The sequence below is a fragment of the Pseudomonas sp. F3-2 genome (assembly GCF_038804275.1).
In the GTDB taxonomy this organism is placed as follows: Bacteria; Pseudomonadota; Gammaproteobacteria; order Pseudomonadales; family Pseudomonadaceae; genus Aquipseudomonas.
The window spans coordinates 1,546,282-1,571,732 of the sequence record NZ_CP152388.1; the positions used below are offsets into that span (position 1 = coordinate 1,546,282).

At 52.9% G+C, this 25,451-nt stretch carries 23 protein-coding genes; 22 read left to right on the forward strand and 1 reads right to left on the reverse strand.

Annotated features, from left to right (window positions below):
- Positions 1-111: 111 nt before the first annotated feature.
- From AAGQ88_RS07065 to fabF, 22 genes are all read left to right on the forward strand, one after another.
- Positions 112-1,179 (forward strand): Wzz/FepE/Etk N-terminal domain-containing protein, encoded by a 1,068-nt coding sequence (locus tag AAGQ88_RS07065; RefSeq protein ID WP_342654830.1) that lies wholly within the window; start codon positions 112-114, stop codon positions 1,177-1,179.
- Between the two features lie 160 nt (positions 1,180-1,339).
- Complete coding sequence (locus AAGQ88_RS07070) at positions 1,340-2,425, forward strand: Wzz/FepE/Etk N-terminal domain-containing protein (protein WP_342654831.1); 1,086 nt, start codon at positions 1,340-1,342, stop codon at positions 2,423-2,425.
- A gap of 115 nt (positions 2,426-2,540) precedes the next feature.
- Positions 2,541-3,992 carry an MBL fold metallo-hydrolase gene (locus AAGQ88_RS07075; protein ID WP_342654832.1) on the forward strand — a complete coding sequence of 484 codons (1,452 nt, stop codon included), beginning with the start codon at positions 2,541-2,543 and terminating at the stop codon, positions 3,990-3,992.
- Positions 3,993-4,109: 117 nt separating this feature from the next.
- Entirely contained in the window at positions 4,110-4,631 is a 522-nt protein-coding gene (rfaH, locus tag AAGQ88_RS07080; RefSeq protein WP_285425075.1) for a transcription/translation regulatory transformer protein RfaH, read from the forward strand.
- Positions 4,632-4,709: 78 nt separating this feature from the next.
- On the forward strand, positions 4,710-6,065 hold the full coding sequence (locus AAGQ88_RS07085) for a hypothetical protein (RefSeq protein WP_342654833.1): 1,356 nt from the start codon (positions 4,710-4,712) through the stop codon (positions 6,063-6,065).
- 2 nt (positions 6,066-6,067) lie between these two features.
- Positions 6,068-7,066, forward strand: a complete 999-nt coding sequence (pseB, locus tag AAGQ88_RS07090) for a UDP-N-acetylglucosamine 4,6-dehydratase (inverting) (RefSeq protein ID WP_342654834.1) — start codon at positions 6,068-6,070, stop codon at positions 7,064-7,066.
- A gap of 2 nt (positions 7,067-7,068) precedes the next feature.
- Positions 7,069-8,226 (forward strand): UDP-4-amino-4,6-dideoxy-N-acetyl-beta-L-altrosamine transaminase, encoded by a 1,158-nt coding sequence (pseC, locus tag AAGQ88_RS07095; RefSeq protein WP_342654835.1) that lies wholly within the window; start codon positions 7,069-7,071, stop codon positions 8,224-8,226.
- On the forward strand, positions 8,226-8,924 hold the full coding sequence (pseF, locus tag AAGQ88_RS07100) for a pseudaminic acid cytidylyltransferase (RefSeq protein WP_342654836.1): 699 nt from the start codon (positions 8,226-8,228) through the stop codon (positions 8,922-8,924). The genes pseC and pseF overlap by 1 nt, the downstream gene beginning before the upstream one ends.
- A 161-nt stretch (positions 8,925-9,085) precedes the next feature.
- Positions 9,086-9,643: a UDP-4-amino-4,6-dideoxy-N-acetyl-beta-L-altrosamine N-acetyltransferase gene (pseH, locus tag AAGQ88_RS07105; RefSeq protein ID WP_342654837.1), complete on the forward strand. Its 558-nt coding sequence runs from the start codon at positions 9,086-9,088 to the stop codon at positions 9,641-9,643.
- A complete protein-coding gene (pseI, locus tag AAGQ88_RS07110; protein ID WP_342654838.1) occupies positions 9,640-10,707 on the forward strand; it encodes a pseudaminic acid synthase in 1,068 nt (355 codons plus the stop codon). Before pseH ends, pseI begins: the two co-directional genes overlap by 4 nt.
- On the forward strand, positions 10,688-11,608 hold the full coding sequence (locus AAGQ88_RS07115; protein WP_342654839.1) for a hypothetical protein: 921 nt from the start codon (positions 10,688-10,690) through the stop codon (positions 11,606-11,608). The genes pseI and AAGQ88_RS07115 overlap by 20 nt, the downstream gene beginning before the upstream one ends.
- Positions 11,598-12,722 (forward strand): hypothetical protein, encoded by a 1,125-nt coding sequence (locus AAGQ88_RS07120; protein WP_342654840.1) that lies wholly within the window; start codon positions 11,598-11,600, stop codon positions 12,720-12,722. Before AAGQ88_RS07115 ends, AAGQ88_RS07120 begins: the two co-directional genes overlap by 11 nt.
- Before the next feature lie 48 nt (positions 12,723-12,770).
- The gene (gmd, locus tag AAGQ88_RS07125) at positions 12,771-13,889 is read left to right on the forward strand and encodes a GDP-mannose 4,6-dehydratase (protein WP_285425066.1); all 1,119 of its coding nucleotides are present in this window, start codon (positions 12,771-12,773) and stop codon (positions 13,887-13,889) included.
- A gap of 1 nt (position 13,890) precedes the next feature.
- Complete coding sequence (locus AAGQ88_RS07130) at positions 13,891-14,865, forward strand: GDP-L-fucose synthase (RefSeq protein WP_342654841.1); 975 nt, start codon at positions 13,891-13,893, stop codon at positions 14,863-14,865.
- Between the two features lie 78 nt (positions 14,866-14,943).
- Positions 14,944-16,359: a mannose-1-phosphate guanylyltransferase/mannose-6-phosphate isomerase gene (locus AAGQ88_RS07135; RefSeq protein WP_342654842.1), complete on the forward strand. Its 1,416-nt coding sequence runs from the start codon at positions 14,944-14,946 to the stop codon at positions 16,357-16,359.
- A gap of 4 nt (positions 16,360-16,363) precedes the next feature.
- A complete protein-coding gene (locus AAGQ88_RS07140; protein WP_342654843.1) occupies positions 16,364-17,113 on the forward strand; it encodes a glycosyltransferase family 2 protein in 750 nt (249 codons plus the stop codon).
- Between the two features lie 50 nt (positions 17,114-17,163).
- The gene (locus AAGQ88_RS07145; protein ID WP_342654844.1) at positions 17,164-18,183 is read left to right on the forward strand and encodes a glycosyltransferase family 4 protein; all 1,020 of its coding nucleotides are present in this window, start codon (positions 17,164-17,166) and stop codon (positions 18,181-18,183) included.
- Positions 18,184-18,246: 63 nt separating this feature from the next.
- On the forward strand, positions 18,247-20,241 hold the full coding sequence (locus AAGQ88_RS07150) for a nucleoside-diphosphate sugar epimerase/dehydratase (RefSeq protein ID WP_285425061.1): 1,995 nt from the start codon (positions 18,247-18,249) through the stop codon (positions 20,239-20,241).
- Positions 20,242-20,510: 269 nt separating this feature from the next.
- Positions 20,511-21,887, forward strand: a complete 1,377-nt coding sequence (locus AAGQ88_RS07155; protein ID WP_342654845.1) for a phosphomannomutase — start codon at positions 20,511-20,513, stop codon at positions 21,885-21,887.
- A gap of 223 nt (positions 21,888-22,110) precedes the next feature.
- On the forward strand, positions 22,111-22,440 hold the full coding sequence (locus AAGQ88_RS07160) for a helix-hairpin-helix domain-containing protein (protein WP_342654846.1): 330 nt from the start codon (positions 22,111-22,113) through the stop codon (positions 22,438-22,440).
- A gap of 178 nt (positions 22,441-22,618) precedes the next feature.
- Entirely contained in the window at positions 22,619-23,425 is an 807-nt protein-coding gene (locus AAGQ88_RS07165; protein ID WP_342654847.1) for an SDR family oxidoreductase, read from the forward strand.
- A gap of 41 nt (positions 23,426-23,466) precedes the next feature.
- Positions 23,467-24,741 (forward strand): beta-ketoacyl-ACP synthase II, encoded by a 1,275-nt coding sequence (gene fabF, locus AAGQ88_RS07170; protein WP_342654848.1) that lies wholly within the window; start codon positions 23,467-23,469, stop codon positions 24,739-24,741.
- A 44-nt stretch (positions 24,742-24,785) separates the two neighbouring features.
- Here fabF and AAGQ88_RS07175 read toward each other — a convergent pair whose 3' ends face one another.
- On the reverse strand, positions 24,786-25,349 hold the full coding sequence (locus AAGQ88_RS07175; protein ID WP_285425056.1) for a TetR/AcrR family transcriptional regulator: 564 nt from the start codon (positions 25,347-25,349) through the stop codon (positions 24,786-24,788).
- Positions 25,350-25,451: the final 102 nt, after the last annotated feature.

Sequence of the window (25,451 nt, forward strand, 5' to 3'; positions counted from 1 at the left end):
GGACATCTATCATGCCGCCCCTCCCGCAATCTCCTATTGATCAGGCTACTCTTGATACGCTCTGTTTCGTATCTGCCGTTTGATCTTGCTCCAAATATAAAGGACTAATACATGACGACTTCTTCCCGATATTCGCAGGACGCGGACGAGATTGACTTGATCGAAGTGGCCCGGGAACTGTGGGCTCAAAAGACGTTGATTATCCTCATCACCCTTATCGTTACCGTCGCTGTCGGGGCTTACGCGTTTCTGAGCAAGCCCGTGTACGAAGCGAAACTGTTCCTGCAGCCTCCCACCTACAACAGCATCGCTGATTTCAACTATGGCCGCACCAAAGAGGCCGAACTTGATCCGTACTCGGTGAAGGATGTCTACGATGTATTCATTCGTCGTCTTCAATCCGAGTCATTGCGTCGCAAGTTCTTTGATGATGTTTATCTGCCATCACTTCCCAAAGATAAACAAGAAGGTTCCAGAGAACTGCTATACGCCGCCTTGCTGGCTGATCTGACCATTGCCCCGGTTCGAGGGTCATCAGACCGCTATGAAATCAGTGCGCGGACGAACGATCCCTCTGTAGCAGTCCAGTGGATAACGGAATACCTCAAGCGCGCGGATGACGTTGCGAAAGCCGAGATGATTCGCAACGTGACCCGCGAGGCCGAGGTCCGCGCTCGCAATATCGAGCAGCAGATCGAAACCCTGCGCATCAGCGGCAAGGAAGCTCAGGAAGACAGCATCGTGCAGTTGAAGGAAGCGCTGCGCATCGCAGAGTCGATTGGTCTGGAGAACCCGCCCCTGATCTCCGGCAATCTCTCTTCTGAAGTCTCTGCTGCCATGGACGGTCAACTGACCTACATGCGCGGTGCGAAAGCGCTGAGGGCCGAGATCAGAAATCTCGAAGAGCGCGAGTCGAACGACCCCTTCATCGAGAACCTGCGCGACCTGCAAATCAAGGCCGGCTTTTATCATGGGCTTAATGTTAACCCCGAAGATGTTGCCTTATATCGACAAGATGGCAACGTGGAAGAGCCCGATCGTCCAATCAAACCGAAGAAGGCGCTCTTGTTGCTGCTGGGTGTATTAGGTGGCGGCATCTTGGGTGTCGTAGTCGCGATCGCTAGGTATGTTGTGAGACGCTTCCGAAGTGCGAAGAGAATAGAGTCATCACAATTGTAGGAAAATTCGTTACGCATTGATGTCAAGTCTTGGAAATCCACTCGTTTGATGGCACGATGACTTCATACCTGTAGGTGGAAACATGCCGTGGCATTTCCAAGCACATCAACCGTTAGAGTTGACGCGCCTGCATTGATTGGACTGATGACAGGCGGTTGGTTTGAACAAGGCTGTTTTAGAACGCAGTGATTCTCATTTAGAGTCAATTAATCTCTTTTCTTTTCTTGAAGTGGTCTGGCAGCGCAAGTTGTCAGTCGCGCTAAGCGTTGGCGTGTGCCTTATCGTTGCGTGCGCTTACTTATTCCTGACCCCGTCAATGTATGAGGCCAGGACTTCCGTGCTGCCACCTTCGGCGAACGGCATAGCCGCTTTCAACGCGGGCCGTTCGGAAGACGAAGGGGTCGTGCCTTTCACCGTTGATGACGTCTACGGCATCTTCCTGCGCAATCTGCAATCCGAAGCGTTGCGTCAGAGATTCTTCGAAGAGCTCTACCTGCCTTCGCTCAGTGCCGAGCAACGCGCGGGTTCGCGCACCGCGCTGTACAGCAAGTTCATGCGGTCCATTTCGGTTGTGGCCACCGATCCCGTGGTGCGTGGGCAGAGCCTTGCTCCACTTGGCCGCAATAGCGTGCGCTTCCTGCACACCAACGCGCCACAAGCAGCGCACTGGCTGCAGACCTATATCGACTGGATCGAAGAAGCGTCCAAGACCGAGATGATCCTCAACGTTTCAAGCGAGAACCAGGTGCTGGCGCGCAATATCGAATTGCAAATCGCTGGCCTGCGCGAGAGCGCGCAGTTGAACCGTCGCGACTTGCTGGCTCGTTTGAATGAGGCCTTGCGCATCGCCGAAAACATCGGCCTGGAGAACCCACCCATTATCACGGCCGGTGGGCCCTCGCGTATTTCCGCAGACATGAACGGCTCGCTTGTTTATATGAGGGGCGCCAAAGCATTGCGCGCAGAGATCGACAATCTGAAGGCGCGTACTTCCGACGATCCTTTTATCCCGAACTTGCGAGCCCTGCAGGCGCGCGCCGAATACCTGCATGCCATCCAGATCGATCCTGCCACGGTGAGGGTATATATCGGCGATGGTGCGGTCGAGGCGCCTGAGAGACCTGTCAAACCGCAGAAGGTATTGATCGTCTGCCTCGCACTGATTCTGGGTGCCGTCATTGGCGTGCTGATCGCCAGCATTCAGCATTTGGCAGGCATGCGTCGCAGCAGACCCCTCTTCAAGTGAGCCGATACCTGGTCATACCTTGAAACGTTAAAGACAAGACGTCGCTGGCTCAGCCGCTATGCTACGTCGCCCTTTTTGAGGGCGTGGTTCTTTAAGTCTGTTGAGAGGGACTCTCATGCAATACCCGAAAATCATTCACCATGGTGCAGTCGAGGGCGTCACGGGTTCGTGTCACCAGTTGGCGCTGGACGCCGCGCTGAGCCTGTTGATTGACTGTGGGCTGTTTCAGGGTGAGGAGGCAGCGACCCAGCACCGGCTGAACCCGGAGGGCGCTCCGTTTGAAAACGTGGTTGCCTCGATCAAGGCGCTGGTCATCACCCATGTACACGCCGATCATGTAGGAAGACTTCCCGAACTTCTCGCCGCCGGGTTCAAGGGCCCGATCCTTTGCAGCGAACCATCGGCGTTACTGCTGCCAGTAGTGCTTGAAGACGCGTTCAGCATTCAGTACAGCCACGATGGTGCGCTGGTCGAGCGCTACCTCAAGCAGATCGCCGAACGCGTCATTGCACTGCCGTTCGATCACTGGTTCGGCATCGTCGACACCCCTGAGCTCAAATGCCGCATCAGGCTTCAGCGTGCCGGGCATATTCTGGGGTCGGCGTACGTCGAATGTGACATTGAGTACCCGCTGGAAAACCGGAGCAAGCGGATCGTATTCTCGGGTGATCTGGGAGCATCGGACACGCCGATCCTGCCGAGTCCGATGTCACCCGAGCGCGCCGACACGCTGGTGCTGGAAAGCACCTATGGTGATCGCCTGCATGAAGACCGCAGCACGCGGCATGAGCGCCTCGAGAAGGTGATCGAACAGGCGCTCGCCGATCAGGGCACGATCCTTATCCCTGCATTCAGTCTGGGGCGCACGCAGGAACTGCTGTACGAAATCGAGGATATTCTCCACCGCAAAGCCATTCCCGTTAGCGTGGCGGCCAAGAGCGAAACGGCGCAAGCGGGCGGAATGGGCATTGACTGGCCAACCCTTCCGATCATCCTCGACTCGCCATTGGCGACCAGGCTGAGCGCGGTGTACGAGGGGCTTGCCGATTACTGGGACGAAGAAGCAACCCTTCGTGCGGCTGGCGGGCGAAACCCGCTCAATTTCAAACAGCTGATCAAGGTCGAAACCCATGCCGACCATTTGCAGGTAGTCAATTACCTGACCAGCACCCGCAGACCGGCTATCGTGATTGCGGGCAGCGGCATGTGCTCCGGCGGTCGCATTGTCGACTACCTCAAAGCCATGCTCGGTGACCCGAGGCATAATGTCGTATTCGTGGGTTATCAGGCCAAAGGCACGCCCGGCGCCTCGATTCAAAAGCATGGGCCGCAAGGCGGTTATGTCGAGCTTGATCGAGAGCGTTACGACATTCATGCGGGAATCACCACATTGGGCGGATATTCTGCACACGCCGATCAGCAGGGTTTGGTAAAGTTCGTGACTGAAATGTCACAGTGGCCGTCCGAAATCCGGCTTGTCCACGGCGAGCCACAAGCAAGGAAGGCATTACGCAGCGTGCTGATGAGGAAATACGAACTCAAGCGCATGCCGTTGATTATCGAATAAGCGGTCCTCCAACGATCTGCCTGGATGAAATCTGCCAGGCAGACGGACCGACTCAAGACGCATCAGCCAGCAGTAAGGCCGCAATGCGATGGACGCATACGCAAGCGGTGACAGGAGATGGATATTTTAAGCGTTACCAGTGCCCCACGTCAGATACCGCAGGAAAGCTGGTATCTGGTGCAATGCAAGCCTCGTCAGGACGCGCGTGCTCAAGACAACCTGCTTCGTCAGGGCTATGAGTGTGTTCGGCCCATGTGTGTGCGCCAGGAAGTGGTCAAGGGATCCATGCAGTCCCTTTCCGAATCGCTTTTTCCGGGTTATCTGTTCATCAACCTTCCATACGACACCAGTTGGGCGCCTTTGCGCTCGACTCGCGGCGTGGCCCGTATCGTCAGCTTTGGCGGTAAGCCACTGGCCGTTCGCGCGTCGTTAGTCGCCGAGTTGAAGAACCGGGTGATCGATACGACGGCTGCGCCGCTGAAGGCGGGCGTAACCGTGAAATTCCAGCACGAAGAGTACGCAGACCTCGACGCCGTTTTCCTCGGGAAGGACGGCGAGGAGCGTGTGATTCTGCTGATCAACATTTTGAACCGCCAGCAACAGGTCAGTGTGCCGCTGGCGAGCATAGCGTTGGGCTAAACCGGGCCGGCTTGTCGTCGGCCAGACAATCAGAAGCTGCGTTTTCAGGAAACGAACGTTAAATCCTGGGGCGGTAGCGTGTCCGAAGAGACCTATGACCAAGAATACAGACCTGCTGCTCACTCGTTCGCACCTTGCCCGACGTTCAGCGGAACCTTTGCGATGATGCCGGCAAGTTATCGAAGACTTCTGAGCGTGGCACTCCGCAGTCTGACGCTCGGCTGCAAATTTGTGCTCGTCTTTTTTTTGGCCCGGTTGCTGAATCCTGAGGACCTCGGGTTATACGGTTTGATGGTCGTGACTGTCAGTTATGCACTGTATGTGTTGGGTTTTGATTTCTACACCTACACGACCCGCGAACTCTTGAAATATGATCGGAGTCGTTGGGGTGAATTTTTGAAGTCTCAAGTTGCACTGACAGCAGTGCTGTACGCATTGGCGATGCCGGGGCTATCCATCTTGTTCTACCAAGACCTGTTGCCTTGGACGTTGATGAGCTGGTTTTTTTGTCTATTGGTGTTGGAACATCTCAATCAGGAGCTCAGCAGATTGCTCGTAGCAGTCTCAGAGCAATTAACGGTCAGCGTGATGCTGTTTGTCAGGTCAGGCGCTTGGGCGATTTTGGTGACGGCCTTGATGTATTACGACGTAGATTATCGTACGTTGTCAATGGTGCTGGGCGCTTGGCTGATTGGTGGTGGCGTGGCTATGGTGATCGCCCTCCATAAGCTTTCGCGGCTGAATATCGGAGGCTGGCGGGCCGACGTTGATTGGCGTTGGATTGCGACAGGCTTGAAGGTAGCGGTTCCTTTGGTGATCGCTACCTTAGCACTGAGAGGAATATCGACGGTTGACAGGTATTGGTTTGAACACACCGCCGGGCTGCGCTATTTGGGCGCTTATGTTCTATTCGCCGGTCTCAGTGCGGCGCTAATCTCATTTTTAGATGCTGGTGTATTTTCATTCATATATCCCAACATGATCAAATTGCATCATGACGGAAATGATGATGGATTCAATACAGAGTTTAAGAGGCTAGCGATACATACGATCGTCGTGAGTGTTTTATTTGGTTTTATTGCATTGTTAGCAATTGGCCCGATTCTAGAGTGGCTGGGGAAGGACCTTTACATCCAAGAAAAATATCTCTTCCCTTGGGTGCTGGCTGGGTCCGTGATGAGTGGCCTGAGTATGATTCCTCATTATGGTCTATATGCCAAGGGACTCGACTCTCCTATTATTAGAAGTCATTTGGCAGGATTTATAGTTTTCTGCGGTTTGGCGTGGGTCTTGGTTGATCTAATAGGCGCGATCGCAATTCCAGTAGCAGTGTTGGCGGCGCAGGTACTAATTCTGTGCTGGAAAACATTGAGTTATTTTTACGACACAAGATGTGCTCGTCAAAAAACCTATCAAAAGTATGTAAGGAAGTGAATATGTTCACTAATAAAACTATTCTTATCACCGGTGGTACAGGGTCCTTTGGTAACACCTTTGTTCCGATGACCCTGGCAAAATACAACCCGAAGAAGATAATCATTTTTTCTCGCGATGAAATGAAGCAGTGGGAGATGGCGAAGAAGTTCGCTAATGATCCAAGAGTGCGGTTTTTTATCGGTGATGTCAGGGATAAAGATCGCCTTTATCGTGCGTTAGACGGTGTGGATTTTGTTGTGCATGCGGCAGCTACTAAAATTGTTCCTACGGCAGAATATAATCCATTCGAATGCATCAAAACCAACATTAACGGCGCAATGAATCTGATTGACGCTTGTATCGACAAAGGCGTGAAGCGAGTAGTGGCGCTGTCTACTGACAAGGCCAGCAGTCCAATCAATTTGTACGGCGCTACCAAACTTGCGTCCGACAAGATGTTCGTAGCAGGAAACTCCTACGCCGGCGGACACGATACTCGGATGGCGGTAGTGCGGTACGGCAATGTCATGGGATCAAGGGGCTCGGTTATTCCGTTCTTCATGTCAGTGAAGGGCACAGGCGAAGTTCCAATCACCGATGCGCGAATGACGCGCTTCATGATCTCGCTGGAGGAGGGAGTTGAGCTAGTGTGGCACGCGTTCGAGGATATGGAAGGAGGCGAGATTTACGTCAAGAAAATTCCTTCCATGAAAGTTACGGATCTTGCGCGCGTAGTCGCTCCCAATGCCAGTCAAAAGATTGTCGGTATTCGCCCTGGGGAAAAACTGCACGAGCAGATGATTAGTGCAGAAGATGCTTACTATACGTACGAATACCCTGAGCACTTCAAAATTCTTCCTGTCATCAATGAGTGGGCTAGCTGCCCAACCAGAATAAAAGATGGCAAGAAAGTCCCCGAAGGGTTTGTTTATTCGAGCGATAATAACACTGAGTGGATGTCTGACGAAGATTTGCAGCGATGGATTAAAGCAAATGAAGGAAAAATAGGGAGTATCTAAGAATGATTCCATATGGCCGGCAGGACATCACGCAGGCGGACATCGAAAGCGTTGTTGAGGTTTTGCAATCTGACTTCCTGACGCAGGGACCCAAGGTTCCTGAATTCGAGGCCAGAGTGGCGAAACATGTAGGCGCGAAATATGCCCTCGCTGTTAACAGTGCAACTTCCGCCCTGCACATTGCCTGTTTGGCTTTGGATCTGGGTCCGGGAGATTGGTTGTGGACGTCGCCCGTGACCTTCGTAGCATCCGCGAATTGTGGTGTTTATTGCGGGGCAAACGTCGACTTCGTCGATATCGATCCGAAAACGTACAATCTTTGCCCAAACGCATTGAGCCTTAAGCTGGAAGATGCAGCTCGCGAAGGAAAGCTGCCGAAGGTACTGGTCGTCGTGCACCTTTGCGGCCAATCTTGTGATATGCAAGCCATACATGCTTTGGCGATGCGTTACAGTTTCAAGGTGATAGAGGATGCATCTCACGCGATTGGCGGTAAGTATAAAGATCAATTTATAGGTGGTTGCCAGTACAGTGATATTACGGTATTCAGTTTTCACCCTGTAAAGATTGTTACCACCGCCGAGGGCGGATTGGTGCTAACCAATAGCGCAGCGCTTTCGGGAAGGATGGAGTTGCTGCGAAGCCACGGTATTACGCGCAATCCAGATCTCATGGAAGAGACCAGTCCTGCTCCTTGGTATTATGAGCAAATTGATCTAGGGTACAACTATCGGATGACTGAATTGCAGGCCGCGTTGGGAATCAGTCAACTGGACCGCCTCAATGAGTATGTCAGTAAGCGGCACGCTCTTGCAGCTCGGTATGATGACTTGCTTGCCTCGCTACCGGTAGTAACGCCTTGGCAGCATCCTGAAAGCTATTCAGGCTTTCATCTCTATGTGATACGCCTTCAGTTAAATAAAATATCAAAAGGCCGCCTGGAAGTGTTCCGTTCTCTGCGCGCCCAAGGCATTGGTGTGAACGTGCACTACATTCCCGTGTATAAACAGCCTTACTATAAGCAAATGGGATTCAGCGGCGAGGGCTTTCCCGAGGCTGAGGCCTATTATGAGGAAGCGATTAGCCTCCCGCTTTTCCCAACGATGTCTGAAGTCGACCAGGATACTGTAATCGTAGCTCTACATCAGGCGTTGCTGTAATGAGACTGGCCATCATTCCTGCCCGCGGAGGAAGTAAGCGAATTCCTCGTAAAAATATTAAGGATTTTTGTGGAAAGCCCATGATAGCTTGGTCGATTCTGTCAGCGATCGAAAGCGGATGTTTTGACCAAGTGGTGGTTTCAACTGATGATCCAGAAATAGCGGACGTCGCCATGAAATACGGAGCTTCAGTCCCTTTTTTACGGCCATCAACTCTTGCTGACGACTATGCCGGGACAATACCGGTGATACAGCACGCAATACGAGAGTGCCAGCTGAGCAGTCTACATGATCAGGTTTGCTGCATTTACGCGACTGCGGCGTTCGTATCACCTTTCTATTTAAGAGAAGGCTTAAACCTACTCTTGGACAGCAATGCAAATTTTGTTATGTCGGTAGGCAGGTACTCATCGCCCATTCAACGCGCAGTTAAAATTGGCGCTGCGGGCAAAATACAGATGATTGACCCCTCATCTTACCAAAGTCGTTCGCAAGATTTGGAAGAAGCATTTCATGATGCAGGTCAGTTTTACTGGGGTACAGCTCGGGCCTGGCTAGAAGGCTTGCCGGTGTTTGCAGACCATACGGTACCAGTGGTATTGCCAGCGCATCTCGTGCAGGACATAGACACTCCCGAAGATTGGGTCCGCGCGGAAATCATGTTTCAGGCAATTCAATCGCTAGCGTTTGCTGAATAGCGCCAACGATAATGATGATAATGTCATGCAATCGTACTGCTCCCACGCTTAAAGTATGAATGCTCTTTTCAAAGCGTTTAATGCTTGGGCTAATTTTTTTATTTAAAGTACGAGTTGTTCATTTGATTGGTGCTCCTTGTCGGGGTTGAGGAAAGAAAAGTATGGACGGTTTTGGGGTGCTCAGGCCTATCCGTGACGAGGAGTTGGAGTTAATGCTCCAGTGGCGCAATGCTCCGAGCGTCAGAAGGAATATGTACACCAATCATATTATTTCAATAAGTGAGCACATCAATTGGTGGCGCAACGTTCAGGATCGAACTGATCAAATCTATTTTATGTATGAGTACGATGGATTGGCATTGGGTATCGTAGGATTCAATAAGGTCAATTTAGTAAGTAGAACTGCTGAATGGGCATTCTACGCTTCACCTGAAGCACCGCGTGGTACCGGAAGCCGGATGGAATTTCTAGCATTAGATTATGCATTTAATAACCTCCGCCTTCATAAATTGAGTTGTGAAGTTCTTGACTTTAATCAGTCGGTAATAAAATTACACGAAAAGTTCGGGTTTTCAACTGAGGGGGTATTTCGTCAGCAGCACTTCGTTGACGGAGCTTATTATGATATTCATCGGTTGGGTATTTTAGCCTCAGAGTGGGCAATGATTTCTGAAGATGTTTGGTGTAAACTTAGTACATTATTTAGGATAAAAAAATGAACCCTTTCATTGCGATCGATGGCAGGAAAATTGGAGTTGACTATTCACCTTATATAATTGCTGAGTTGTCTGCTAATCATAATGGCAAACTTCAAACAGCCAAAGATATTATATATCAGGCGAAGGCTGCAGGAGCTGATGCAGTCAAGCTCCAAACTTACACAGCGGATACAATCACACTAAACTCGGACTCCGACGAATTTCGTATCCGCGGCGGGCTTTGGGATGGTCGGACATTGTATGACTTGTATCAAGAAGCGCAGATGCCATGGCAGTGGCATGCCCCTTTGTTCGAATTTGCTCGAAGTTTGGGCATCACTATCTTTAGTTCCCCATTCGACAATACTGCCGTGGATCTACTTGAGGATTTAGGCGCTCCGGCGTATAAGATTGCATCATTTGAAGCTGTCGACTTGCCGCTGATTAGATACGTTGCGTCAACCGGCAAGCCAATGATAATTTCGACGGGTATGGCTGATGCTGAAGAGATTTATGAGGCAGTCAATGCTGCACGAGAAGGTGGTTGCTCAGAGCTTGCAATTTTGCACTGTGTAAGTGGATATCCGGCTCCAGCGGCTGACTATAATCTTCATACTATTTCAGATATGAGGGAGAGGTTTGGATTAGTGACAGGTTTGTCTGACCACACTTTGGATAACACTACTGCAATAACTAGCGTTGCGCTGGGGTCATCAATCATCGAAAAACATGTAACGCTTGATCGAAATAATGGCGGTCCTGACGACTCGTTTTCTTTACAGCCTACGGAACTGGCAGCGCTTTGCCGTGACACCAAGACCGCTTGGAGCGCCTTGGGAGGAATCGACTATGGGCGAAAGTCTAGTGAAATTGGAAATGTACAGTTCAGACGTTCCCTGTATTTCGTCAAAGCGCTTAGAGCAGGTTCTGTAATTACAGAAGACTGTATTCGAAGCGTCAGGCCTGGATTTGGTGCGTCTCCGAAAATGTTCGATAAAATTCTGGGATGCTCGGTGACACGTGACGTCTCAATTAACACGCCGGTAATACTCGATGAGCTCAAATTTGATCAAGAAAAAAATTAGATGGTTGCTGCAGCGGCTACCAGTACCGCTGCAATTGTTCATCGCTGATGCGTTCTGGGTGTTGTGGGAGTCTAAAGTTCAACTATATCGCGTGGGTCGTCTCCGCAAAGCTGGCATGGTCGAGTTCAAAGTGTCCGACCAGCATTCCTTAAAGTCGGATTGCCATATTCTTGCGTCAGGCTGGAGTCTCAATTACACTTTTTCCAGTATTCCTAGACCAGCCGCTTTTGTTATAGGATTTAATTATTCTTTTTTAAAGTGTTCTGATCCAGACCTACACTTCGTAGAATGTGCTTCATGTAAGAATCAACGTTTCCTGCACGGGTCAGTATTGCTATATTCTGGTCTTAAAAAATTAAAAGCATTTGATCATTCACGAGTCATATTTAAAAACATATCCGAACTAAAAAATTCCGTTGGCATGGTGGTTGGGCTTTATGGTGATAATGCGCTCTTCATGAAAGATCGTCACTTTCGAATTTTTAGCCCGGAAGGCGTCCCTTACGTTTTAAAAAAAGCATTGGCCGAACGTAGTGTTCTACCTCAGGCGGTTTCCAGCGTAGTCAGCATGATATTACTTGCGAGAAATATGGGATTTAAGAATATCGTTGTTCATGGATTGGACTTCGGCGGACCACATTTTTATGGCGGCAGCCCTGACGCTATGATTTTTGACGACGCTGCAGATATCGGCCCGGTTCCCCTTTCAGATGACTTGGCTACGCCGCATAAAACGGCGATTGGAGAGAATGGGGTGGGAACGCGTACTCTTCTAACACAGCTTAAGCGCTCACTGGAGCGTGAGGGCGTGACTCTGCTTTCTGCATCTAAGATATCTCCCTCGTCTGAAGTATTAGGCGTTTGGGCTTCGCCTGGTTCCGGAGTCGATAATGCGCCATAAGATCTTTACCAAATTATGCCATTTCACTTTGCTCGGGCTCAGTTTCGTTTACGTTGGGCTATGTGCCGCAGCGTTTTATTATGGCAACCTCACGTTGAGGACTTGTGTAGTTGTCATTGGTACACTTATTTTTTTTATTATGCTTATAAATCGAGATAGAAGAGCCGGGCAGCCATTCGTCTGTACTATTTTGGTATTTATATGCATATTTGGATTTTCATGGTTGAATTACGATGAGACGGCTTTTAGAAGTGTGTTTACATTTTTTATACTTTTGGGGTGCTTTGGTGTCGCATGGTTCATTGTAGATGCCGAAAAGTCTTTTGTGCTCTTCGAATGCCCATTTTACTTGATGCTTGGCTTCAGCTTGTACCTCATCGTCGCGGAGGGGTTCGGCCCTTCGCAGTTTAATAGCCTCCTAGAGGGTTCTAGTAGGAATGTCTATTCAGGTGCCTTGATAGCGCTTGCAAGTGGGTATATTTATTCCCGAATTTCAACAGGGAAAGTAATAGCGCTGTGGCCTTTGTTTTTAGTAGTCGTTGTGAGTATTCCTCTCTATAGTCGCAACGGGCTTGTTATTTCAGCCCTTCTATTTTCTTCTGTATTAATTAAGCGTAGCCCCGTAGCAGCAGCGCTGTGCGCGTTTTTTTCAATGCTTTCAATTGCTCTGTTTTGGGGCCAGATAATGGAAGTTATCATGATGGACACCAATCTTGGCGCAGGGCTCACAAGTGACCGTTTCAAAATTGCCGGAGATTTTGTCGATCACTTGAATTTCTTGAACATCCTGAAAGGTATGGACTTAAGTCAGGTGAATGCTGTTGTCGATTTCGGTGGGAACCCGCACAACGCTTATATCAGATTGCAATCCTTCTATGGTGCTGCTCTGTTGCCCTTTCTTGTTATAGTATTTGCTTCTTTCGTTCAATTGGTAATAGATAAACTATATTTGCTAGCATTCGTTCTTTTTTTATATTTGTTTAGAGCCTATTTCGATATTTTTTATTTATTCAATCTTTTCGATTTCCTCGTTTTCCCATTGGTTTTTCATTGGTACTTCCGTAGGTATCTGAACCAGTCTCGTAATAGTGGTGACGCGCTCTTGAGGTCTTGAGGCTCTCTTTAGCTAGTTGGCGAAAATAAACTCCAAGGTTAACTCTTCATGAAAAAAGCTTTAATTACCGGTATTACTGGCCAAGACGGCTCCTACCTAGCTGAGCTGCTGTTAGAAAAGGGCTACGAAGTTCACGGCATCAAGCGCCGTGCATCTTCATTCAATACCCAGCGGGTCGATCATATCTACCAAGACCCACACATCGACAATCGCAACTTCGTGCTTCACTACGGCGATTTAACTGATTCGTCAAACCTCACCAGGATCATCCAGGAGGTGGCTCCTGATGAGGTTTACAATCTCGGCGCTCAATCGCACGTTGCGGTGAGTTTCGAGTCGCCCGAATACACTGCCGATGTGGATGCCATGGGCACGTTGCGTATTCTGGAAGCGATTCGACTCCTGGGGCTTGAGAAAAAAACCCGGTTTTATCAGGCATCGACTTCTGAGTTGTACGGCTTGGTGCAGGAAACACCGCAGAAAGAAACCACTCCCTTCTATCCAAGGTCTCCCTACGCAGTCGCAAAGCTCTATGCGTACTGGATTACGGTCAATTACCGTGAGTCATACGGCATGTTTGCGTGCAATGGCATTCTGTTCAACCATGAGTCGCCACGTCGGGGAGAGACGTTTGTAACCAGAAAGATTACTCGAGCGCTTGCCAATATCTCTCAAGGTTTGGAGCCGTGTCTGTATCTGGGCAATATGGATGCGCTGCGTGATTGGGGGCATGCGAAGGATTATGTGCGCATGCAGTGGATGATGCTTCAACAAGACACCCCTGAGGACTATGTGATCGCGACCGGTGTGCAGCACTCGGTGCGCGACTTCGTACGGTGGTCCGCGGCTGAGTTGGGTATTGTTCTTAGATTCGAAGGAACAGGTGTTGACGAAGTCGGTATCGTGGACAGCGTAGACAGGGCCATTTCGACCGTCCTGAATGTGGGAGACGTCATCGTCCGCGTTGACCCTCGCTATTTCCGTCCGGCAGAAGTCGAAACATTGCTGGGGGATCCTTCAAAAGCGAAAGAAAAGCTTGGCTGGACCCCTGAGATCACCGTTCAGGAAATGTGCGCGGAAATGGTCAGGGAAGACTTGAAGGCAGCCCAACGGCATGCCCTGCTGAAGTCCCACGGCCACGAAATTCCCGTATCTGTGGAGAATTGAGATGGCTATGGAAACGTCAGCGAAGGTTTTTGTCGCCGGACATAAGGGCATGGTCGGGTCCGCGATCGTCCGCCAATTGAAGAAGCTTGGGTACACGAACATCGTCTGCGCTGGGCGTGATGAAGTAGATTTTCTCAATCAGAATGCGGTCAACGAATACTTCGGCGCGCATTCGTTTGATCAGGTTTATCTGGCTGCTGCAAAGGTGGGGGGGATTCACGCCAATAACGTCATGCCCGCCGACTTTATCTATCAAAACCTCATGATCCAGGCAAACATCATCCAGGCCGCGCATTTGTCTGGTGTGCAAAAGCTGTTGTTTCTCGGGTCGTCCTGCATCTATCCCCGTGATGCTGAACAACCTATGAAAGAAGACGCGCTATTGACCGGCGTGCTGGAGCCTACCAATGAGCCGTACGCGATCGCGAAGATTGCAGGCATCAAGTTATGTGAAAGTTACAATCGCCAGTTTGGGCGTGACTATCGAAGCGTGATGCCAACGAACCTGTATGGCCCCAACGACAATTTTCATCCTGAAAACAGCCACGTTATCCCTGCACTGCTGAGAAGATTTCATGAGGCTGTGTCGGAGAATGTAACTGAGGTGGTGATCTGGGGGAGCGGTAAACCGATGCGCGAGTTTCTCCACGTTGACGACATGGCCGCAGCAAGCGTGCATGTCATGGAGCTGCCTTCCGATGTCTATGCCACACACACACAACCCATGCTTTCCCACATCAACGTTGGCACAGGGGAAGATTGCACGATCAGGGAGTTGGCCGAGACCGTTGCTCAGGTAACCGGCTTTCGCGGCAACCTGGTTTTCGACAGCACTAAACCTGATGGGACGCCTCGTAAACTGATGGATGTCAGTCGTCTACAACGCTTGGGCTGGAAGTCCAGCATCAGTCTGGAAGCCGGCCTGGCAGATGCTTACCGTTGGTTCGTGGAGCATCGTCTTGAGGCGAGAAGCTGACGTTTGCATCCCCCGGAATTCAGCTCATTTTAAAGTCACCAGCAGCGTTAACCCTGCATCCGTGTGAAGGATTGCACAATGTTTTATCCGGTAATTTTGGCGGGTGGCTCTGGCTCCAGGCTCTGGCCACAGTCGCGGCATTTGAACCCAAAGCAGTTTTTACCTCTGGTCGATCCCGAAGTATCAATGCTGCAATCGACGGTAGGTCGTCTGACTGGCTATACGTTCGGTGCGCCGATCGTGATTTGCAATGAAGAGCATCGCTTTCTTGCAGCTGAACAGCTGAGGCATCTCAAAGGTATCCACGCGCATATTTTGCTTGAGCCAGAGGGTAGAAACACCGCCCCAGCGGTAGCATTGGCAGCGTTGCACGCCTTGGAGTTCGAAGATGACCCGACGCTTCTCGTTCTGCCGGCGGATCATTTCATAGGAGACGTGAGCGCTTTCCACTCCAGCCTAGCTGACGCTGAGCGGCTTGCCGATAATGGAAAGCTTGTTACTTTTGGAATCGTGCCGACCTACGCAGAGACTGGATACGGGTATCTCAAATCCGGGGAGCCTTCTACGAACAGCAGCTACCTGTTAGATCAATTTGTTGAAAAACCTGATCGTCAGCACGCTGAAGAGTTCGTTAGCAAGGGCGGTTACTACTGGAACAGTGGCATGTTCATGTTCAAGGCACGTCGATATCTGGCGGAGCTGGATGTACATGCGCCTGCTATCGCTTCAGCATGTCGGGCCTCGATGGCCAGCGCTCGAAAAGATCTGGATTTCGTGCGCGTTGGTGTCGATGCTTTCGTGGGGTGCAAAAGCGACTCGATCGATTATGCCGTCATGGAGCACACCCAAGATGCGGTTGTTCTGCCGCTGAAGGCTGGCTGGAGCGACATCGGATCCTGGTCAGCGCTGTGGGATATTGGCGAGAAAGACAGCGCCAATAATGTCGTAGTAGGCGATGTGGTCACCGAAGCGAGCAAGAACAGCTATATCAGCGCCAATCATCGCCTCGTGGCTACGCTCGGCGTTGATAATCTGATCATCGTAGAAACAAAAGACGCCGTCCTGGTCGCCCAGAAGGACTGCGTTCAGGATGTTAAGCGCATCGTCGCACAGCTTGAGGAAAAAGGTCGTCAGGAACACCTTGAACACAGAGAGGTATACCGGCCGTGGGGCGTGTATGACTCTATTGATCAGGGCCCCCGATATCAGGTTAAAAGAATCACCGTCAACCCAGGCGCGAAGCTTTCCGTACAGAAGCATCATCATCGTGCGGAACACTGGATTGTTGTGAGCGGTACCGCGCAAGTGACTAATGGTGAGGATACCTATCTGGTCACTGAGAATCAGTCGACCTACATTCCAATTGGGCAGATCCACGCGCTTGAAAATCCGGGCGTCATTCCCCTTGAATTGATTGAAGTTCAGTCCGGCTCTTATCTGGGAGAGGATGATATCGTTCGTTTCGAAGATAAATACGGCCGGGTAAAAGGTTAAGCATTTGAAAATTTCTATAATTACAGTTTGCTACAACAGCGCGGCGACTATTCGCGATACGATCGAGTCCGTCCTGGCGCAGAGTTATCCTGAAATTGAATATATTGTTGTGGACGGTGCATCAAAGGATGCCACCGTTTCTATCGTGGGCGAGTACGAAGGGCGAATAGCGAAATTCATCAGCGAGCCCGATAAGGGAATCTACGATGCGATGAATAAGGGGGTTGCGCTCGCCACGGGTGATTACGTCGGGATCTTGAACTCTGATGACGTATTCAAGGATGCCAGTGTTATTGCTTTACTGGCCGAAGAATTGAAGCGTCAACCTGATATCGGCGCCGTGTACGCAGATCTTGTATTCGTCGAGAGAACCAACACCGATGCCGTCACGCGCACCTATTCTTCTGCTGGCTTTTCCCCATGGAAAATACGCTTTGGCTTCATGATTCCCCATCCTACCTTCTATGCGCGCCGCGAATTATTTTCGAAGTTGGGTCACTACAAGATTAATTACCGCGTCTCGGCTGACTTTGAATTGATGGCGAGGTTTATGTCGAAGGGCGTCACAATGGCGCGGATACCGGCGACGTTTGTGAAAATGCGCGATGGTGGCATCAGTACCACAGGATTTTGGTGGCGCGTGCACCAGAATATGGAGATCGTCAGAGCGTGCAGGGAAAACGGGATCTACACCAACCTGGCAATGATCGCGTTAAAGGTGCCCTTTAAGTTGGCAAGCTATCTAAAGCGCTGATGCTTGGTTTTTGCCCTCGGATGGAGTCCTTGGTACATGGGTGCGTTATCGTGAAAGTGTTATGGCTATCGGCGCTGGTCGTTTTTCTGTTGTCCGTTATTTTGACCTGGCTCTTGCGAATGTATGCGCTGCGAAACAGCGTGATCGATATTCCGAATGAGCGCAGTTCGCACAGTGTTCCTACCCCTCGTGGCGGCGGGGTGGCTATCGTCATCTCCTTCATGGCGGTGCTGCCTTACCTCTGGTATTCAGAGCTATTGCAGTTCTCCGATATGTGCGGGTTGCTTGGCGCAGGCGGCGCTTTGGCGATCCTGGGTTTTCTTGATGATCACGGGCATATCGCTGCTCGTTGGCGTCTAGCCGGGCACTTCATTGCTTCAGGATGGATTCTGTTCTGGCTTGGAGGCTTGCCAGCGATCGAGATGTTCGGCACCCGCTTTGACTTGGGGTGGATCGGAACCGTTTTGGGTGCTTTTTATATCGTCTGGCTGCTCAATCTCTATAATTTCATGGACGGTATTGACGGCCTCGCCAGTGTTCAAACCATTACTACATGCGTTGGCGCCTGCGTTTTGTATTTCTGGATTGGCGAGAACAAGCTCATCCCCACCTCGCTGCTTTTAGCCGTCAGTGCAGGTGGATTTTTGTGTTGGAATTTTCCGCCGGCCCGAATTTTCATGGGTGATGCGGGGAGCGGGTTCCTCGGCATTGTGCTGGCAGCGTTGTCACTGCAGGCCAGCCAAAGCAACCCTGATTTTCTGTGGGCCTGGTTAATTCTGTTAGGCGTGTTCATCGTCGACGCGACTTTCACCCTCATGCGCAGACTCCTTCGCGGTGAGCGTGTTTATGAAGCCCATCGCACCCATGCCTACCAATATGCTTCCCGCCGGCACAAGGCGCATTTGCCGGTCACCCTCACCGTATTGCTGATCAATGTACTTTGGTTGTTTCCCTGGGCGGCTGCCGTGGTGCTGTTCAAACTTGACGGTCCTGTTGCTCTATTGGTCGCCTATGCTCCACTGGTCGCACTGGCAATCAGATACAATGCTGGAACGCCTGAACACGTCTAGCGCGAGGTTATCGGGCTGTTTGAGGGCTGTCGTTTTTTCTGGAGAGTTTTGAGGCGTAGGATGATGGATAAATTGAAGGCTTATTTGTTGAGCTTGACCCGTCGCCAAAAACGATTTTTACAAGTCCTGGTCGATGTTGCTCTGGTGTGGCTGGCGCTTGAGATGGCATTCATCGTCAGGTTAGGCATTGAAAACCCGTGGATGCCCCTGACGCAGCATCGTTGGTTGTTTCTCACTGCACCGATAGTTGCACTGCCATTTTTCATCAGGATGGGAATGTATCGCGCAGTGCTGCGGTATTTCGGCAATGATGCGCTTATCACGATCATCAAAGCGGTCAGTCTGTCCTCACTGACTCTGTCGCTGATTGTCTACTGGAACAACCAACATATTCCGGTCGTCCCACGCTCCATTATTTTCAATTACTGGTGGCTTAGCCTGATTTTGATAGGCGGGCTGCGCCTTGCCATGCGCCAGTATTTCCTGGGTGACTGGTTTTCCGCGACGCGTCATGTTCCGTTCGTACCTCGTCATGATTCGCTTCCCAGGGTCGCAATCTATGGGGCAGGGGCCGCTGGCAATCAGCTGGTCGCGGCTTTGAGGATGGGCAGACTGATGCGCCCGGTTGCATTCATCGATGACGATCCGACGATTTCCAACCGCGTTATATCGGGGCTGCAGGTCTATAAGCCCAAGCATATTCAACAGATGCTGGATGTCACCGGGGCACAGGAAATACTGCTCGCAGTCCCATCATGTACCCGCACGAGACGCAGAGAGATTCTTGGTTTTCTCGAGCAATTCCCGCTGCATGTTCGCAGCGTTCCGGGATTTATGGATCTCGCCAGCGGGCGAGTGAAGGTCGACGATATTCAGGAAGTCGACATCGCTGATTTGTTGGGCCGCGATCCTGTACCTGCGCAAGCTGACCTTCTGGAGCGTTGCATCAGGGACAAAGTCGTGATGGTCACCGGCGCAGGTGGCTCCATAGGCTCGGAGTTGTGCCGTCAGATTCTTTCGATCGGTCCCGCTACGCTGTTGCTGTTTGATCACAGCGAATTCAACTTGTACAGCATCCTCTCGGAGCTTGAACTGCGCACGCGTCGTGAATCGCTGCAGGTCACAATTCTGCCCATTTTGGGCACTATCCGTAATGCGCCAAAGTTGCTGGACGTGATGAAAACGTGGCGGGTGGAAACTGTGTACCACGCCGCCGCGTACAAACATGTGCCTATGGTCGAGCACAACATCGCTGAGGGTGTGCTCAACAATGTCATAGGAACGCTGAACACAGCGCAATCTGCGTTACAGGCGGGCGTTGCTAACTTCGTGTTGATCTCGACGGATAAGGCCGTCAGACCTACCAATGTCATGGGAGGCACAAAACGGCTAGCCGAACTTGTCCTGCAGGCGCTCAGCAAGGAAGCTGCTCCGGTCATGTTCGGGGAACCGTCGAACGTGGCCAGGGTGAACAAGACGCGATTCACGATGGTGCGTTTCGGTAATGTTCTGGGATCCTCCGGATCGGTCATTCCACTGTTCCACCGGCAGATAAAATCCGGAGGACCCGTCACCGTGACTCACCCGAACATCACGCGTTATTTCATGACCATTCCGGAAGCAGCGCAGCTGGTTATTCAAGCTGGATCAATGGGCCTGGGGGGTGATGTGTTTGTCCTGGACATGGGCGAGCCCGTGAAGATAGTCGAGTTGGCTGAGAAAATGGTTCACCTGTCAGGGCTCAGCATATGCTCCGAACAAAATCCTCATGGCGACATCGAGATCGAGTTCACCGGTTTGCGCCCCGGAGAAAAACTCTACGAGGAGCTTTTGATCGGGGATAACGTGGTGCCCACTCGACACGCGATGATTATGAGTGCACACGAAGACTTTCTTACTTGGGATGTACTCAAAGCGAGATTGTCTGAGTTGCTCGCAGCTACTGGAGTGGATGATTACGGCAGAGTCCGTTCGATATTGCGCGAAACAGTGAGCGGCTACACTCCAGAAGGGGAAATCGTCGACTGGATTCATATGGCAAGAAAACCAAAGGTCTGAGACGTTTCAGATTTTTCAGGTGGTCAGCGCTGCCGTAAGCGACGCCCTGTTCCTTTACCTGACGCAAGCCCAGGCCTTTCCGGCCTGAGCCGCGCTGTATTCCTCGGCCCCGCCCAGAAAAATTTCCACCCCCCAGTTAACAAATCCCGTTTTCCACTGCCTAACCCTCGCCTCCGGACTGAAGTGCGCGAGGGATGCGTGTGGCCTGTCGTTTGGGCTGCTTCATACTGAACGGAACCCGTGGGTTCTTTGCATATAGGTTTTTAGACATGAATTCCGTCTATCCCGCTATTCAGACCCGCTGTTTCAAAGCTTATGACATCCGTGGCCAGGTCCCCACCGATCTGGACGACGACATTGCCTACCGTATCGGGCGGGCATTGGTGCTGGAGTTGGGTGCGAAAAATATCGTGGTGGGCCGCGACATGCGTCTCGAAAGCCCGCCGCTGGCTCAGGCGTTGATGAAAGGCATTCAGGATGCCGGCGCGGATGTCATCGACATCGGCCTGTGCGGCACCGAAGAAGTGTATTTTGCGACCAGCCACTACGAAGCCGACGGCGGCGTGATGGTGACCGCCAGCCATAACCCGAAAGGGTACAACGGCATGAAGCTGGTCAAGGGCCAGTCTCGGCCGATCAGCGGTGACACCGGGCTGGACGCCATCCGTGAGCGCGTCGATGCCGGCAATATCGGTGACAAGGCCGAACGTCCGGGCCGTGTGGATTCCCGCCCCGACAAGGCCGCTTACATCAAGCATCTGCTGAGTTACGTCAGCGGCGTCGATCTTCGCCCGCTGAAGATCCTTGCCGACCCGGGCAACGGCGCGGTCGGACCGGCACTTGAAGCCATCAGGTCGCAGCTGCCGTTCGAGTGGGTGATCATCAACGCCGAGCCAGATGGCAATTTCCCTAACGGTGTGCCAAACCCGCTGCTGCCGGAAAACCGCAGCATCACCCGCGACGCATTGCTCAAGCACGGTTGCGACATCGGCCTGGCGTGGGACGGCGACTTCGACCGTTGCTTCTTTTTCGACGAGAAAGGGCGCTTCGTAGAGGGCTATTACCTGGTCGGTCTGCTGGCAGAAATGCTGCTCAAGAAAGAGCCGGGTTCGAAGATCATTCACGACCCGCGCCTGACCTGGAACACCATCGATCAGGTTCAGCAGGCAGGCGGTACGCCGGTTCTGTGCAAAACCGGTCACGCGTTCATCAAGGAGCGCATGCGTAAAGAAGACGCGGTGTATGGCGGCGAGATGAGCGCCCACCATTACTTCCGCGACTTCGCCTACTGCGACAGCGGCATGATTCCGTGGCTGCTGGTGACTGCGTTGATGTCCGTTTCGGGCAAGAAGTTCTCCGAACTGGTTGACGAGCGCATGGCGGCGTATCCGTGCAGCGGCGAGATCAACTACAAGGTGGCCGACGTCAAATCGGTGCTGAGTCAGGTGCTCGAGCATTACTCGCCGAGCGCGTCGAACATCGATCGTACTGACGGCATCAGCCTTGAGTTCGCCGAATGGCGCTTCAACCTGCGTGGCTCCAACACCGAGCCGCTGCTGCGCCTGAACGTTGAAAGCCGTCGCGATCCGGCGTTGGTCGAGGCCAAGGTCAAAGAAATCGAAGGCCTGCTCAAACAAGGTCAGTAAGCTGCAACGAAACCCTTGGTCCGGTGACCAAGGGTTTCAATTTATCTCCCGCCGCCTGTTCTGGCTGGCAGATCGTCGTCGATCTTCGTAAAACACGCCGTCATTCACCAACGTTACACATCCCGTCACGCACACCCTCATCCGGGTTCCATCAGCATCGTCTAGGTTTGCAGGGCAGCTCAGGAAAGCTGCTTCCACTTACGATGTCCATGGAGCACCCCTCATGCGTATTCCCTACCTGTCCTCTTTGATTTTTGCACTGCTGGCCAGCACCTCGGTTGCAGTGACCGCAGCCCCCGCTGCGCCCGTCGAAGCCGCGAAACCTGCGGTCGCCTCGGCCAAGGTCGAGCAGACCGGCAGAGTCAATATCAACACCGCCAGCGCCGAAGTCCTGCAAAAAGAGCTGTCCGGCATCGGTGCAGCCAAGGCCGCCGCGATCGTCGCCTACCGTGACGAGCACGGAGGCTTCACCTCGGTCGATGAGCTGATCGAGGTCAAAGGCATCGGCAAAGCGCTCCTGGACAAGAACCGCGAAAAACTCTCGATGGACTGAAGCACCTCAAGCCAGAAAGACCGATCAAGCGATCGGTCTTTTTTTTTGCCCGTCAATCACCGGCCTGCCGCCCTGTTCTTCACGCTTGACATTAAAAATGTCGATCGACATATAATTTGTAAAATTACGAGCGTAATATGCGCTGGCGACTAACCTGAACATCCTTGGAGAAATGCCCATGAGCACTAACAGCAGCAAAGGTACAGCCCTGATCACCGGCGCATCCTCTGGCATCGGTTTCACCTACGCCGACCGCCTGGCCAAGCGGGGTTTCGACCTCTTGCTGGTGGCGCGCGACCAGTCACGTCTGGAAGCGCTTGCCAATGATCTGCGGGCGAACACGTCGGCCAGCGTCGAAGTGCTCAAGGCTGACCTGACCGATGTTGCCGACGTTGCCAAGGTCGAGCAGCGTCTGCGTGACGATGCGGCGATCACGCTGCTGGTCAATAACGCGGGCGTGGCCTTGAACGCGCCGCTGTCGGAAGCAGACCTGGGCGACGTCGACCGACTGATCTCGCTGAACATCACCGCGCTGACGCACCTGGCCGCAGCGGCCGCCGCTGGTTTCGTCGCTCGCAAGCGCGGAGCGATCATTAACATCGCGTCTGTGGTGCCGATGATTCCCGAGCGTTTTAACGCGGTCTACACAGCGAGCAAGGCATACGTGCTGAGCCTGACCCAATCGTTGAATGCTGAAATCGGTGAGAAGGGCGTGCAGGTTCAGGCGGTGATGCCTGGCGCGACGCGCACTGAAATCTGGGAACGTGCCGGCATGGACCTGAGCGCCTTCCCGGCAGAGATGGTGATGGACGTCAACGAAATGGTCGACGCGTCGCTGGCCGGCTTCGATCAGAAAGAGCTGGTCACCATTCCATCGCTGCCAAACGCAGAGGACTGGCAGAACTTCGTCAACGCGCGTCTCGCGATGGGGCCGAATCTCTCGCTGCAGCACGCAGCGGCGCGTTACAAAACGTCGGGTGCGTGAAACGTACCTGTTTACGCCATGAATGTTGAAAAGGTGAATGCATGAGCGAACGTCGCATCGTAGTGACGGGAATGGGGCTGGTCACGCCATTGGGCACAGGTGTCGAGGCGGTCTGGCGGCGCTTGCTCGAAGGGCGTTCCGGCATCGTCCGGTTGCCCGAGGAGACCGTTGCTGACTTGCCGGGCAAAGTGGGCGGGCCGGTTCCGACGCTGGCGGAAGATCCTGAAGCCGGTTTTGACGCCGACGCTGCAGCGCCTCCCAAAGAGCAGAAGAAAATGGACCGCTTCATCCTGTTTGCCCTCGGCGCTGCGCAACAGGCCGTGGCGCAGGCAGGCTGGGCACCCTCGACCGACGAAGAGCGCGAGCGTACTGCGACGATCATCGGCGCGGGCGTTGGCGGTTTCGGCGCCATTGCCGACGCGGTGCGCACGACCGACTCGCGCGGCCCGCGGCGTCTTTCGCCGTTCACCATTCCGTCGTTTCTGGTCAACCTGGCGGCCGGCCACGTGTCGATCCAGCACGGTTTCCAGGGTCCGCTCGGCGCACCGGTGACGGCCTGCGCGGCCGGGGTTCAGGCGATTGGCGATGCGGCCCGGCTGATCCGCAATGGCGAGGCGGACATCGCGATCTGCGGCGGTGCCGAAGCCTGTATTGATCGCGTCGCGCTGGGTGGATTCGCGGCTGCACGGGCGCTGTCCAGCGGTTTCAATGACACGCCGGAACGCGCTTCAAGGCCGTTCGACCGCGACCGCGACGGCTTCGTCATGGGCGAGGGCGCCGGCATCATGGTCATCGAGACCCTGGAGCACGCGCTTGCCCGGGGCGCCACGCCGATTGTCGAACTGGTGGGTTACGGCACCAGCGCCGATGCCTATCACCTCACTGCCGGTCCGGAAGACGGCAACGGGGCGCGTCGTGCGATGCAGGCGGCCATTCGGCAGGCGGGCATCGAGCCTGCGCAGATCCAGCACCTCAATGCGCACGCGACGTCCACGCCGGTCGGCGACAAGGGTGAAATGGCGGCGATCAAGACGGTATTTGGCGATCAGAATGGCGTCGCCGTGACCTCGACCAAATCCGCGACCGGGCACTTGCTGGGCGCGGCGGGAGGCATCGAGGCGATTTTCACGGCGCTGGCGATTCGCGATCAGGTCGCGCCGATGACCCTAAACTTCGAAAACCCGGACGAAGTTGCCGAAGGCATCGATATCGTTCACGGCAAGGCCCGCGAGATGGAGATCGAGTACGCGCTTTCCAATGGTTTCGGATTCGGGGGCGTGAATGCCAGCGTGCTGTTCCGTCGCTGGCACCCCTGAGTGACGCAAAGCTCCCCTGTCATCGCTGACAGGGGAGTGCGGGGTCAGGCGGCTTTGATCTGTTGCTTCAGCTGCTCACGGGTGCTGCTGAGAATGCGCTCGGCCAGTGCCGGATCCTTTGCACTGCGAGAGAGCACCAGTGCACCGACGAGGCTCGACATGAGCATCACGCTTTTTTCGCTGTCCTCTTCGGTTGCCATGCCCGACTCAAGGGTCTGCAGCATGTCGGTGATGAGTTCGTCGGTGATTTCGCTGGGCTGACCGCGCTGGCCCAGCTCCGACGCCATGGTGGGCAACGGGCAGCCTTTTTCCGGCTCGTCGCGATGGGCCTTGCTCAGGTACATATCAATGAAAGCCTGGGTCGAAGCGTCCCCGGCCAACTTCTCGTCCCGGGTCTCGCTCATCTGGTCCACTGCGCAACGCAGGGCTTTTTCGACCAGATCATCCTTGGATTTGAAATGGGCATAAAAGCCACCGTGGGTCAGGCCCAGGGCTTTCATCAGCGGCTGCAACCCCGTGGCACCGATACCGTCGCGACGAAAACGTGCGGCAGCCTCGTTGAGGATTCGCTGATGAGTCTGGGCTTTGTGATCTTCGGCGTAACGCATGGAACGAGCCTCCCGCTTGGCCCTTGAAATGTTGATCGACATTTTTACATGTATGGTGAGCCGATGCAGTATCCACTTTTCGGGCCAGGTTGCCATTGGTCA

Coding starts and splice junctions, on each gene's coding strand:
- AAGQ88_RS07065 (WP_342654830.1), top strand. CDS start 112: ATGACGACTTCTTCCCGATATTCGCAGGACGCGGACGAGATTGACTTG.
- AAGQ88_RS07075 (WP_342654832.1), top strand. CDS start 2,541: ATGCAATACCCGAAAATCATTCACCATGGTGCAGTCGAGGGCGTCACG.
- rfaH (WP_285425075.1), top strand. CDS start 4,110: ATGGATATTTTAAGCGTTACCAGTGCCCCACGTCAGATACCGCAGGAA.
- pseB (WP_342654834.1), top strand. CDS start 6,068: ATGTTCACTAATAAAACTATTCTTATCACCGGTGGTACAGGGTCCTTT.
- pseC (WP_342654835.1), top strand. CDS start 7,069: ATGATTCCATATGGCCGGCAGGACATCACGCAGGCGGACATCGAAAGC.
- pseF (WP_342654836.1), top strand. CDS start 8,226: ATGAGACTGGCCATCATTCCTGCCCGCGGAGGAAGTAAGCGAATTCCT.
- pseH (WP_342654837.1), top strand. CDS start 9,086: ATGGACGGTTTTGGGGTGCTCAGGCCTATCCGTGACGAGGAGTTGGAG.
- pseI (WP_342654838.1), top strand. CDS start 9,640: ATGAACCCTTTCATTGCGATCGATGGCAGGAAAATTGGAGTTGACTAT.
- AAGQ88_RS07120 (WP_342654840.1), top strand. CDS start 11,598: ATGCGCCATAAGATCTTTACCAAATTATGCCATTTCACTTTGCTCGGG.
- gmd (WP_285425066.1), top strand. CDS start 12,771: ATGAAAAAAGCTTTAATTACCGGTATTACTGGCCAAGACGGCTCCTAC.
- AAGQ88_RS07130 (WP_342654841.1), top strand. CDS start 13,891: ATGGCTATGGAAACGTCAGCGAAGGTTTTTGTCGCCGGACATAAGGGC.
- AAGQ88_RS07135 (WP_342654842.1), top strand. CDS start 14,944: ATGTTTTATCCGGTAATTTTGGCGGGTGGCTCTGGCTCCAGGCTCTGG.
- AAGQ88_RS07150 (WP_285425061.1), top strand. CDS start 18,247: ATGGATAAATTGAAGGCTTATTTGTTGAGCTTGACCCGTCGCCAAAAA.
- AAGQ88_RS07155 (WP_342654845.1), top strand. CDS start 20,511: ATGAATTCCGTCTATCCCGCTATTCAGACCCGCTGTTTCAAAGCTTAT.
- AAGQ88_RS07160 (WP_342654846.1), top strand. CDS start 22,111: ATGCGTATTCCCTACCTGTCCTCTTTGATTTTTGCACTGCTGGCCAGC.
- AAGQ88_RS07165 (WP_342654847.1), top strand. CDS start 22,619: ATGAGCACTAACAGCAGCAAAGGTACAGCCCTGATCACCGGCGCATCC.
- fabF (WP_342654848.1), top strand. CDS start 23,467: ATGAGCGAACGTCGCATCGTAGTGACGGGAATGGGGCTGGTCACGCCA.
- AAGQ88_RS07175 (WP_285425056.1), bottom strand. CDS start 25,349: ATGCGTTACGCCGAAGATCACAAAGCCCAGACTCATCAGCGAATCCTC.